10 protein-coding genes are annotated in these 12,002 nt (G+C 70.4%); 8 read left to right on the top strand and 2 right to left on the bottom strand.

Going from position 1 to position 12,002, the window contains the following annotated elements; genetic code table 11:
• Nucleotides 1-264 precede the first annotated feature (264 nt).
• Nucleotides 265-1,212 carry a hypothetical protein gene (locus AB0D59_RS22535; RefSeq protein WP_362568030.1) on the top strand — a complete coding sequence of 316 codons (948 nt, stop codon included), beginning with the start codon at nt 265-267 and terminating at the stop codon, nt 1,210-1,212.
• A 26-nt stretch (nt 1,213-1,238) separates the two neighbouring features.
• Here the strand turns inward: AB0D59_RS22535 and AB0D59_RS22530 are convergent, their stop codons facing one another.
• Nucleotides 1,239-1,670: a Rieske (2Fe-2S) protein gene (locus tag AB0D59_RS22530; protein WP_362568027.1), complete on the bottom strand. Its 432-nt coding sequence runs from the start codon at nt 1,668-1,670 to the stop codon at nt 1,239-1,241.
• 375 nt (nt 1,671-2,045) lie between these two features.
• Between AB0D59_RS22530 and AB0D59_RS22525 the strand changes: the two genes are divergently transcribed.
• Nucleotides 2,046-3,206, top strand: coding sequence for a LacI family DNA-binding transcriptional regulator (locus AB0D59_RS22525; RefSeq protein WP_362568024.1), 1,161 nt, complete (start codon nt 2,046-2,048; stop codon nt 3,204-3,206).
• Nucleotides 3,203-4,114 (top strand): carbohydrate kinase, encoded by a 912-nt coding sequence (locus tag AB0D59_RS22520; protein WP_362568021.1) that lies wholly within the window; start codon nt 3,203-3,205, stop codon nt 4,112-4,114. Before AB0D59_RS22525 ends, AB0D59_RS22520 begins: the two co-directional genes overlap by 4 nt.
• Nucleotides 4,115-4,301: 187 nt before the next feature.
• On the opposite strand, the gene uvrA is transcribed toward AB0D59_RS22520, so the two are convergent.
• A complete protein-coding gene (gene uvrA / locus AB0D59_RS22515) occupies nt 4,302-7,331 on the bottom strand; it encodes an excinuclease ABC subunit UvrA (RefSeq protein ID WP_362568018.1) in 3,030 nt (1,009 codons plus the stop codon).
• A gap of 225 nt (nt 7,332-7,556) precedes the next feature.
• Here uvrA and AB0D59_RS22510 point away from each other — a divergent pair, with 225 nt between their 5' ends.
• The 5 genes from AB0D59_RS22510 to AB0D59_RS22490 all read left to right on the top strand — a co-directional run bounded on the left by AB0D59_RS22510 (nt 7,557) and on the right by AB0D59_RS22490 (nt 11,999).
• Nucleotides 7,557-8,246, top strand: coding sequence for a maleylpyruvate isomerase family mycothiol-dependent enzyme (locus tag AB0D59_RS22510; RefSeq protein ID WP_362568015.1), 690 nt, complete (start codon nt 7,557-7,559; stop codon nt 8,244-8,246).
• A 44-nt stretch (nt 8,247-8,290) separates the two neighbouring features.
• Entirely contained in the window at nt 8,291-8,947 is a 657-nt protein-coding gene (locus AB0D59_RS22505; protein WP_362568012.1) for an MBL fold metallo-hydrolase, read from the top strand.
• A 501-nt stretch (nt 8,948-9,448) separates the two neighbouring features.
• Nucleotides 9,449-10,333 carry an ABC transporter substrate-binding protein gene (locus AB0D59_RS22500; protein ID WP_362568009.1) on the top strand — a complete coding sequence of 295 codons (885 nt, stop codon included), beginning with the start codon at nt 9,449-9,451 and terminating at the stop codon, nt 10,331-10,333.
• Nucleotides 10,330-11,250, top strand: a complete 921-nt coding sequence (locus AB0D59_RS22495) for an amino acid ABC transporter permease (protein WP_362568006.1) — start codon at nt 10,330-10,332, stop codon at nt 11,248-11,250. The genes AB0D59_RS22500 and AB0D59_RS22495 overlap by 4 nt, the downstream gene beginning before the upstream one ends.
• Nucleotides 11,247-11,999, top strand: a complete 753-nt coding sequence (locus AB0D59_RS22490; protein ID WP_362568004.1) for an amino acid ABC transporter ATP-binding protein — start codon at nt 11,247-11,249, stop codon at nt 11,997-11,999. The genes AB0D59_RS22495 and AB0D59_RS22490 overlap by 4 nt, the downstream gene beginning before the upstream one ends.
• The last annotated feature ends 3 nt before the right edge of the window (nt 12,000-12,002 follow it).

Genomic DNA, 12,002 nt, shown 5'->3' with positions numbered 1-12,002 from the left:
CGGACGACCACGGCACCCTCTCCCCCGCACGGTCCTTCCGGCGACGGGATCACGCCTCGGCCAGGTGGGCGCCCTCGGCCGGTCGAAGGTGTTGTCGGGGATTGGTCAACACGCTTCAATGCGGGGGAACTCGGGGCCGTGAGCAGCGGCCTGCGGACGCGGCGTACCCAGGTGCGGCCGCCCCGACGCCGACGGGGTGGCCCCGGACCCGCGCCAACGGCCTGACCAGCCGTTGTGAACCCCCCAAGAGAAAGGCCCCTCTGCATGCGGCACGGCACACAGCACGCGGACGTCGCCACCGCGGAACTGGACTCGGCCCTGCGCGGCGGCCCCTTCCATGTGGCCCTGCGCGCCGCGATCGCCGCCCGCGGGCTGCCGCTCCAGCGCGTGCAGCACCATCTGTCGCGCTACGGGGTCAAAGTGGGTGTCACCAGCCTGAGTTATTGGCAGCAGGGGGCCCGCCGCCCGCAGCGCCCGGAGTCGCTGCGGGCCGTCCGCGCGCTGGAGGAGATACTCCAGCTCCCGGAGGAGTCCCTGATCCGGCTGCTGGCCGATACCGACCAGGGCCCTGCCGCACGCCGCCCCGCCGCCCGCTCCTACCGCTCCCTGATCGAGGCCTCCGACGTCCTGGACCGTCTGCAGGCCGAGCTCGGCTGGTCCCTCGATGGTGGTCTGCACGCCTTGGGACACCACGAGCGCGTGCGGATCGGCGCCCACCGCGAACTGGCCGCCCGTGAATCGCAGCACATCGTGCGCGCCCACCGGGACGGCGTCGACCGCTTCGTGGCCGTCCACCACGGTGACCCCGGCTGCGCCCCGCAGCACATGAGCGTGCGCGCCCTGGAGAACTGCCGCACCGGACGCATCCGCTCGGACCCGGAGACCGGCCTGCTCGTCGCCGAGCTCCTCTTCGGCACCCGCCTGCGCTCCGGCGACACCTTTCTCTTCCGCTACGCCGTGGAGGACGGCACGGCCGGCGTCTCCCGCGAGTACGTCCGTGACTTCGGCTTTCCCGGCGGCCAGTACACCCTCCAGGTGCGTTTCGCCGCCGACGCACTGCCGACGCGCTGCCACCGGTTCGCCCAGCACTCCGCGGCGGCCCCGCGCAGCGGCCGGCAGGCCCTCCCGCTGAGCGGACTGCACCGCTCCGTCCACCTGGTCGAGCCCCGAGTACGGCCGGGCCTTCTCGGGATCGGCTGGGACTGGGAATGACCCGACCCTGAACCGGCCTCCGGGGATCAGGCTCCCGGCCCCGCCACGATCCGCCCGTTCGCGGCCTTGACCGGCAGCTCGTTCAACGGCTCGGTGGCCGGCGACCGGACCACCTTTCCGGTGACCGCGTCGAACTCGCTGCCGTGGCAGGGGCAGACCAGCGTCGTGCCCTGGAGTTTGTTGATCGGGCACCCCGCGTGCGTGCAGATCGTGCTGTACGCCTTCAGTGCGCCGTCGGCGGAGCGGCTGACGACGACGTTGTGCTCCCGGTAGAGCTTCGCGCTGCCCTTGGTGACCTCGCTCTCCGCCCCGAGATCGACCGGAGCGGTCGGCGTCGCGTCCGCCGCGGCTCCGCCGCCGGGAGCCGAACAGGCGGCCAGCCCGATCCCGGCGACCGGTGTGACCGCGGCCCCACGCAGGACGGTACGGCGGCTGGCGGAGGGGCGGGCGGCGGGCATGAGGGGCTCCAGGCGGGGCGGGGCAGGGACGGTGGTGGTAGGAGGGCAGGGCGACGATACCTGGGCGGATCGTCCCGCTTTCGAGGTGGGTGGGGGACGTTGGGCGTGTGGGGGGCGGGGGCAACCGGGCCGACCATAGGCGCGGGTCGACGTTGGTGGGGCTGAGGTCGGATCGACCGGCGCAGCCGATGGGCCGGGCGGAGGGCGGGAACATGGCTGGGGAGAGTTCACCCGATCGGACGTAAACGCTTGCGTAAGCGTTTACGCGACGCTGCCGGATGGGGTAGCTTCCCGGCCGAGGCCCACGGCCCGAGGCAACCCGCGAGGGAACGGAAGAGCCTTGCCCAAGGGCTGGACGCGAAGGAGGGGAGCCCCGTGCCCACCATGGCCGACGTCGCCCGAAGCGCGGGTGTATCCGTGGCGACCGTCTCTCATGTGCTGAACGAGACGCGTCCGGTGCTGCCCCACACCCGTCAGGCGGTGCTCGACGCCATCGAGGAACTGGGCTACACGCCCAACACCCTCGCCCGCTCCCTGGTGACCTCCCGCACCCGCTCCATCGGGATCGCGGTGTCGGCGATCAGCAACCCCTACTTCACGGAGATCCTCCAGGGCGTCGAGGCCGCTGCCCTGGAACACGGCTACAGCCTGCTCATCGCCGATCCGCACGACGACCCCGAGCACGAACGCAAGGTCGTCCAGCTTCTGCACGAGCGCCGTGTCGACGGCATGATCGTCGCCCCCTCCGCCGACCCGCACGCACTCCTCGCCTATATCGACCGGCACGCCGTGCCGACCGTCCTCCTCGACCGGGTGATCGACGGCCGCGCGGACACCGCGCCGCGCTTCGACCAGGTCTGCGCCGAGAACACCGAGCCGACGGCCCGACTCGTCACCCACCTCGCCGGTCTCGGTCATCGCCGGATCGGCCTGGTCGCGGGGCTCCCCGGGCTCAGCACCACCGGCGAACGCATCATCGGCTACCGGAAGGGGCTCGCCACCGCCGGGCTGCCCCTCGACGAAGGTCTGGTCGTTTCCGGCCACTCCGAGTCCGCCGGAGCCGAGCGGGCCACCGCGGCCCTGGTGTCGCTCTCCGTGCCGCCCACGGCGCTTGTCACCGCCAACAACGCGATGACCATCGGCGCGCTGGGCGCCCTGCGCGCACACGGCCTCTGTGTGCCGGACGACATCGCCCTGTGCTGCTTCGACGACTTCGCCTGGGCCGATCTGTTCTCGCCTCGCCTCACCGCCGTCGCCCAGCCCAGCAGAGAGATCGGCGCCGAGGCGGTCCGGGTGCTCCTCGAACGGCTGGCCGCACCCGACCGGCCCGCCAGGACCGTACGGCTTCCGTGCACGTTCGTGCACCGGACGTCGTGCGGCTGCCAGGAGGAGGACGGCGGGGCGGCGGCGACCGCGCGGGCCGGGTCGGTATGGGCGGCGCGGCCACGCTCCGCACGCTCCCAGCAGGTCCCGCAGTCCGGGCGGTCCGGACACCACCAGCATTCCGAGTACCCCGAGGAAGGAACCCTCTCGTGATCGTCGTCGCCGGTGAGGCACTGATCGACCTGGTACCGCAGGGCACGGGCGCCCTCGCACCCCTGCAGCCGGCGCTCGGCGGCGGCCCGTACAACACGGCCGTGGCACTCGGCCGCCTCGGCTCCCCCACCGCGTTCTGCTCCCGCACCTCGTCCGACGCCTTCGGCGAGGCCCTGCTGGACGGGCTGCGGCGCGCGGGTGTCGATGTCTCCCTCGTGGAGCGCGGCACGGAACCGACCACCCTCGCGGCCGCCACGATCGACGCGCAGGGCTCGGCCTCCTACTCCTTCTATGTCGACGGCACCGCCGACCGCCTGTTCACCGCCCCCGCCGGCCTTCCCGCCACGACCCGTGCCATTTCCTTCGGCACGCTCTCACTCGCCCTGGAACCGGGGGCGAGCGCCTACGAGGAGCTGATGCGCGGTGCGGCCGGGCAGGGTCTGTTCACCGCTCTGGACCCGAACATCCGGGCAGGTCTGATCACGGACCCGGACGCCTACCGGGCGCGCTTCAAAAGCTGGCTGCCCTCGGTGGCTCTCCTCAAGCTCTCGGAGGAGGACGCGCTGTGGCTGGGCGGCACCCCGCGCGAATGGCTGGCGTCGGGCCCCTCCGCAGTGGTGATCACCCACGGCGGTGACGGTCTCAGCGCCTTCACCCCCGACGGCACCGTGTACGCCGTCCCGGGTGAGGAGGTCGACGTCGTGGACACGATCGGCGCCGGCGACACCGTGAACGCGGCTCTGCTGCATGGCCTTGGCGCCCAGGATGCCCTGTCCGCCGAGGCGCTCGCGGGACTGGGCGCCGACGGCTGGACGAAGCTGCTTCGATTCGCGGCGCGGGCAGCCGCGATCACCTGCTCCCGGGCGGGTGCGGAGCCGCCGTACGCCTCCGAACTCGGGCCGTTTTAAGGGACGTTCGGCTCCTCGTCGCCGATTCGCCGCTACCGCTGATTCCGCTGATTCCGCTGTTGATGAGTCAAGGTTCGTCGTCGCCGCGGGGATCGGGCGGCTGATGGTGGAACGAGCGGCGCCCCGCGGGAAGTTCCCACGGGGCGCCGCACTTTTCTGGATTTGTCCGAGCCGGTTACCCGGGGGCTCAGGCCTTGCGGGCCCGCGTCGTCTTCTTCGCGGGCGTCGCCTTCCTCGTGACCCCGGCCGCCTTCTTCGTAGCCGTGCTGTTGGCGGTCGTGGCGGTCGCCGTCTTCTTCGCCGTCGACTTGGCCGCGACCGTCTTCTTCGCCGCCGTCTTGCGCGGCGCCTTCACCAAGCTGGCGTCGCTGATGCGGTCAGCACCCAGGATCTCGCGCAGGAACTTGCCGGTGTGGCTGGCCGGGACGGCGGCGACCTCCTCGGGCGTGCCCTCCGCGACGACCAGGCCGCCGCCGCCACCGCCTTCCGGACCCATGTCGACGACCCAGTCCGCGGTCTTGATCACATCGAGGTTGTGCTCGATGACGATGACCGTGTTGCCCTTGTCCACGAGGCCGGCGAGGACCTTCAGCAGCTTGCTGATGTCCTCGAAGTGCAGACCGGTGGTCGGCTCGTCCAGGACATAGACGGTGCGCCCGGTGGAGCGCTTCTGCAACTCGCTGGCGAGCTTCACGCGCTGCGCCTCGCCGCCGGACAGGGTGGTCGCGGACTGGCCGAGGCGGACGTAGCCGAGACCGACGTCGTTCAGCGTCGTGAGGTGGCGGTTGATCGCCGGGACGGCCTCGAAGAAGTGCATGGCTTCTTCGATGGGCATGTTCAGGACCTCGGAGATGGACTTGCCCTTGTAGTGGACCTCCAGCGTCTCCCGGTTGTACCGGGCTCCGTGGCAGACCTCGCACGGGACGTAGACGTCCGGGAGGAAGTTCATCTCGATCTTGATGGTGCCGTCGCCGGCGCAGTTCTCGCAGCGGCCGCCCTTGACGTTGAAGGAGAAGCGGCCCGGCAGGTAGCCGCGGACCTTCGCCTCGGTGGTCTCGGCGAACAGCTTGCGGACGTGGTCGAAGACACCGGTGTACGTCGCCGGATTCGATCGCGGGGTGCGGCCGATGGGCGACTGGTCGACGTGCACGACCTTGTCGACGAGGTCGTCGCCGTCCACGCGCGTGTGTCTGCCGGGGACGTTCCGCGCGCCGTTCAGCTCACGAGCCAGGTGCGTGTAGAGGATGTCGTTGACCAGCGTCGACTTTCCGGAGCCGGACACGCCCGTGACGGCCGTGAACACGCCCAGCGGGAAGGACACGTCGATGTCCTGGAGGTTGTTCTCGCGGGCGCCGTGCACCGTGAGCCGGCGGGACGGGTCCTGCGGGCGGCGGATGTCGGGCAGCGGGATCGACCTCTTGCCGGACAGGTACTGGCCGGTCTGCGACTCCTCGTTCGTGAGCAGTTCCTTGAGGGAGCCGCTGTGCACGACCTTGCCGCCGTGCTCGCCGGCGCCGGGGCCGATGTCGACGACCCAGTCGGCGACCTTGATGGTGTCCTCGTCGTGCTCGACGACGATGAGCGTGTTGCCCATGTCGCGCAGCCGGACCAGGGTCTCGATCAGCCGGTGGTTGTCGCGCTGGTGCAGGCCGATCGACGGCTCGTCGAGGACGTACAGGACGCCGACGAGGCCGGAGCCGATCTGGGTGGCCAGGCGGATGCGCTGGGCCTCGCCGCCGGAGAGGGTGCCGGCCGCGCGGTTCAGCGAGAGGTAGTCCAGGCCGACGTCGACCAGGAACCGCAGCCGCTCGTTGACCTCCTTCAGCACGCGCTCGGCGATCTTCTTGTCGCGGGCGTTGAGCTTGAGCTCGCCCAGGAACTCCGCGCAGTCGCTGATGGACATCGCCGAGACCTCGGCGATCGACTTGTCCATGACCGTGACCGCGAGGACGATCGGCTTCAGGCGCGTGCCCTGACAGGTCGGGCAGGGCACCTCGCGCATATAGCCCTCGAAGCGCTCCCGGCTGGCGTCGCTCTCGGCCTCGCTGTGCCGGCGCTTGACGAAGGGCACCGCGCCCTCGAAGGGCGTGGTGTACACGCGCTCGCGGCCGTAGCGGTTGCGGTAGCGGACCTCGATCTGCGTCTTGTGGCCGTAGAGCAGGGCCTTCTTTGCGCGCTGGGGCAGGCCGGCGAAGGGGATGTCGGTGCGGAAGCCCAGCGCGTCCGCGAGGGCGCCGATCAGCCGGCCGAAGTAGTCCTTGGTGTGCCCGTGCGACCAGGGGTGGATGGCGCCCTCGTCGAGGGACTTGTCCTCGTCCGGAACGATCAGCTCCGGGTCGACCTCCATGCGGGTGCCGATGCCGGTGCACTCGGGGCAGGCGCCGAAGGGCGAGTTGAAGGAGAAGGAGCGCGGCTCCAGTTCCTCGAAGGACAGGTCGTCGTACGGGCAGTACAGGTGCTCCGAGTACATGCGCTCGCGCTCAGGGTCGCCCTCGGGGAGGTCGACGAAGTCGAGCACGACCATGCCGCCGGACAGACCGAGCGCGGTCTCCACGGAGTCGGTGAGGCGGCGCTTGGCGGTGTCCTTCACCGTGAGACGGTCGATGACCACCTCGATGGTGTGCTTCTCCTGCTTCTTCAGCGTCGGCGGCTCGGAGAGCTGGACGGTCTCGCCGTCCACACGCGCGCGGGAGTAACCCTTGGTCTGGAGGTCGGCGAAGAGGTCGACGAACTCGCCCTTGCGCTCGCGCACCAGCGGCGAGAGCACCTGGAAGCGGCTCCCCTCCGGCAGCTCCAGGACCCTGTCCACGATGGCCTGCGGCGACTGGCGGGAGATCGGACGGCCGCACTCGGGGCAGTGCGGCTTGCCGATGCGCGCGAAGAGCAGACGCAGGTAGTCGTAGACCTCGGTGATGGTGCCGACCGTCGAGCGCGGGTTGCGCGAGGTCGACTTCTGGTCGATGGACACCGCCGGGGACAGACCCTCGATGAAGTCCACGTCCGGCTTGTCCATCTGCCCGAGGAACTGGCGGGCGTACGAGGAGAGTGACTCCACGTAGCGACGCTGGCCCTCGGCGAAGATCGTGTCGAAGGCCAGGGAGGACTTGCCCGACCCGGACAGCCCCGTGAAGACGATGAGCGAGTCACGAGGCAGGTCGAGCGAGACATTCTTCAGATTGTGCTCGCGCGCGCCACGGACGATGAGACGGTCGGCCACAGCCGGTCCGCACCTTTCTTGAGAGAAGTGACAGGGGCAGAGCCCCGTGCTTCTTCAGACTAGGGGGAGCCACTGACAACGCCGGTTCGGATTCCTGGATGCGTAAACAATCCCGGACCATCCAGCATGCCCGACGCCACCATCGACGATATAGCACGCGCATTCGATTTACGGACCTGGCGCGAAACCTTCACCCGAAGGTGTGGCGGGACTACTGTCAGCCCCATGGTTGATCACGCTCATGACCTGGTGTCTGTACAGGAAGCGACGAACCGGCTCCTCACCGCAGCCGCCAAACTGGACAACGCGTCCGTAGCGCGACCGTCACGGCTGCCCGACTGGACCGTCGGCCACGTCCTGGCCCATCTCGCCCGCAACGCGGACGCGCTCACGAACGTCCTCGACGGACGTCCCATGTACGTCTCCGTCGATGCCCGGGACGCCGACATCGAGCGTGACGCCCCGCGCCCGCTCGACGCCCAGCTCACCGACCTGCGCGAGAGCGATGCCCGCTTCCGGGCCAGAGGGGCCGAGCCCGCGGACTGGACGCGCACGGTGGAGCTGCGCAACGGGGTCACCGACGCGGCGGCGGCGGTGCCGTTCCGGCGCTGGGCCGAAGTCGAGCTGCACCATGTCGACCTGGGAATCGGGTACGAGCTGGAGGACCTCCCGGAGGAGTTCACGGAGCGGGAGATCGACTTCCTCGCGGACCGCTTCGGCGGCCACCGGGACGTCCCCTCCACCGGACTGCGCACCGACGGCGGCCGCGTCTGGACGACCGGCGGCGGCGCTCCTGGAGGCCCGGTCGGCGTCGAAGGAAGCGCCGCGGATCTGCTCGGCTGGCTCGCCGGCCGCCGTGACGGCTCGGCCCTGACGGTGCGGGGCGGCACCCTGCCCACGCTTCCGCCGCTGTAGCGCACGGCACCTCACCGGCCACTCCCCGCTATAGGCTGACCGCCATGACGTACAGCGGAGAGGTGACGGTCGGCGGACCGGCGGACGTGCACGAGCTCAAGGACCTGATGATCACCAAGATCGCGGTCGGGCCCATGGACAACAACGCCTATCTGCTGCGCTGCCGCGCCACGGACGAGCAACTGCTGATCGACGCGGCCAACGACGCGGAGACGCTCCTGGGGATGATCGGTGACGACGGCATCGCGTCCGTCGTCACCACGCACCAGCACGGCGACCACTGGCAGGCGCTGGCCGAGGTCGTCGCCACCACCGGCGCACGGACGTACGCGGGCCGCGAGGACGCCTCCGGCATCCCGGTCACCACCGACGTCGCCGTCGACGACGGCGACGTCATCCGGGTCGGCCAGGTCGAACTGACCGCCCGCCACCTGGTCGGCCACACCCCCGGCTCCATCGCCCTGGTCTACGACGACCCGCACGGCCACCCGCATGTCTTCACCGGGGACTGCCTCTTCCCCGGCGGAGTCGGCAACACGCACAAGAACGCGAAGGCCTTCGCCAGCCTGATCCACGACGTGGAGACGAAGATCTTCGACGTGCTGCCGGACGAGACCTGGGTGTACCCGGGGCACGGCAACGACACCACGCTGGGCACCGAGCGCCCGCACCTGCCGGAGTGGCACGCGCGCGGGTGGTGAGTGCGGAGGCACGTGTGGGGTGGTGAGCACGGGCGCACGCGCGCGTGGTGAACGCCAGGCGCGCGCGCCATGGGCGCGAGCCGTCCGGGTGAGCCGTGTGAGCGCGCGGCCCGGCGCACGAGGCTCAGTTCGCCCGGCCCGCGGTTCTCAACTCACCCCCAGCGCATGCCCCTTCACTCGCGCCCCGCGCGCACGACCCCACACGCCCCGCGCGGACTCATCGCGCGCCCCGTGTGAACAGTTCGCACGCGCCGGAGTCCAGCGCACGCTCCCCGCGCGCGCCGTTGCACGGTCAACTGGTCACAGCCCCGCACAGGATGACGGCTCCTGCGCGGTACGGGCCGCCGGTCACCATTCCCCGCCCTCGACCGGCGGCCCCGGCGTGATCACCTCGCAACCCGCAGCAGGCAACGTTCACACGACCGCAACACCGGTTCCCAGTATGCGGACAAATACCCTCTTGACCTGGACAAACGCGGCCTTCGCTGTCACTCTCCCGCCATGCACCCTGCCCCTAGCGCACTGCGCCGCGCTGTCGCCGCCGCCACCATAGCCCTGCTCGCCACCGCTGTCGGCTGCGCTCCGCAGCCGGACGACAAGGCCTCCGGCGGTTCTTCCTCGTCGGCCGGAACCACCTGCGCCAAGGGCAAGTTGGCCACCCAGACGTCCGGCAAGCTGACGATCGCGACGGACGAACCCGCGTACGAGCCCTGGTTCAAGGACGACAAGCCGGCCAACGGCGAGGGCTTCGAGTCCGCGGTCGCGTACGCCGTGGCGAAGCAGCTGGGGTACGACAAGAGTGCGGTCGTCTGGCAGAGCGTGCCCTTCAACAAGGCGTTCGCGCCCGGGGTGAAGACCTTCGACTTCGACATCAACCAGGTCTCCATCAGCACCGAGCGCAAGAAGGCCGTGGACTTCTCGTCGGGTTACTACGACGTGCGCCAGGCGGTCATCGCGCTGAAGGGCAGCAAGGCCGCGAAGGCGACCACCATCGCGGATCTGACGGGGCTGAAGCTGGGCGCCCAGGTCGGCACCACCAGCCTCGACTACATCACCGACGTGGTGAAGCCGTCGCAGCAGCCCGCCGTGTACGCCAAGAACGACCAGGCCAAGTCGGCGCTGAAGAACGGCCAGGTGGACGCGATCGTGGTCGACCTGCCGACCGCCTTCTACATCACCTCGGCCGAGGTGACCAACGCGAAGATCGTGGGCCAGTTCGAGAACCAGGGCGGTACGCCCGAGCAGTTCGGCCTGGTCCTCGACAAGGGCAGCGCGCTCACCTCGTGCGTCACGAACGCCGTCGACGCGCTGCGCAAGGACGGCACCCTGGCGAAGATCGAGCAGCAGTGGCTCTCCGACGCCGTCGACGCCCCGGTGCTCAAGTGACCGTCACGAAGGACGGGGCAGGACGGGAGGGCGCGGACGGCGCGAGTGGCATGTCCGAGCTCGGGGACGACGGCTACACCCCGTCCGGACGGCGGCTGGAGCGGGAGCGCTACCGGCGTGCCCGGGCCCGCCGTGCCACCGCGATCGCCGCGCTCTCGACGCTGGTCACGGCGGCCGCGCTCTATCTGGTCGTCGTGAGCGCGCCCGGCTGGCCGCGTACCAAGGAGACGTTCTTCAACGGGCAGTACGCGCGCGAGGCGTTTCCGAAGGTCCTCGAAGGACTGTGGCTGAACGTCCGGCTGCTGGTCGTCTGCGGTGCCGCCGTACTGGTCCTCGGGATGCTGATCGCCATCGCGCGCACGCTGCGCGGACCGGTGTTCTTCCCGCTGCGGGCGCTCGCGGCGGCGTACACCGACTTCTTCCGCGGGCTGCCGCTGATCATCAACCTGATGATCGTGGTCCTGGGCGTCCCGGCGCTGCGACTCCAGGGTGTGACGGTCGATCCGGTGCTGCTGGGCGGTACGGCGCTGACGCTGACGTACTCCGCGTATGTCGCCGAGGTGTTCCGCGCCGGCATCGAGTCGGTCCACCCCTCGCAGCGCGCGGCGGCCCGCTCGCTGGGCCTGACCAACCGGCAGGCCCTGCGCTACGTCGTGCTTCCGCAGGCGGTACGACGTCAGGTACCACCGCTGCTGAACGACCTGGTGTCGCTCCAGAAGGACACCGGCCTGGTGTCGATCGGCGGTGCGATCGACGCCGTACGCGCGGCGGACATCATCGTGGGCCGCAGCCTCAACTACACGCCGTACATCGTCGCCGGGCTGGTCTTCGTGGCGCTGACCATCCCGATGACCCGTTTCACGGACTGGGTGACGGCCAGGATGGACCGGCAGCGGGCCCAGGGAGGATCCATATGAGCGACGCACCTGTCCTGCGCATGGAGTCCGTCCGCAAGACCTTCGGCGGCTCGGTGGTGCTGCGGGACGTGGACCTGGCGGTCGCCCCGCACACGGTGACCGCGCTGATCGGCGCCTCCGGATCCGGCAAGTCGACGCTGCTGCGCTGCGCCAACCTCCTTGAGGAGATCGACGACGGCGCGATCTGGCTGGACGGCGAGGAGATCACCGACCCGCGCGCGGACCGGGACGCGGTGCGCCGGCGTATCGGCGTGGTCTTCCAGGCGTACAACCTCTTCCCGCACATGACCGTGCTGGAGAACATCACCCTGGCGCCGCGCCGGGTGCACGGCGTCTCCCGCGCGGAGGCCGAGGAGCGGGCCAGGGAGCTGCTCGAGCGCCTCGGCCTGGGTGACAAGGCGGGCGCCTACCCCGACCGGCTGAGCGGCGGTCAGCAGCAGCGGGTGGCGATCGTGCGCGCCCTGGCGGTACGGCCCCGGCTGCTGCTGCTCGACGAGATCACCGCCGCCCTCGACCCGGAGCTGGTCGGCGAGGTGCTCACCGTGGTCCGTGGCCTGAAGGAGGAGGGCATGACCATGGTGCTGGCGACGCACGAGATGGGCTTCGCCCGGGACGTCGCCGACCAGATCTGCTTCCTCGACGGCGGCGTCGTACTCGAACGCGGCACCGCTGAGCAGGTGTTCGGCGACCCGCAGCAGGAACGAACCCGGCGCTTCCTGCGGCGGATCGTGGAGGCCGGACGGCTCTGAGGG

This window comes from Streptomyces sp. NPDC048417 (genome assembly GCF_040651615.1).
Lineage (GTDB): Bacteria > Actinomycetota > Actinomycetes > Streptomycetales > Streptomycetaceae > Streptomyces.
Note: the sequence above shows the minus strand (reverse complement) of the source record. Positions and strands in the feature narration are given on the sequence as shown.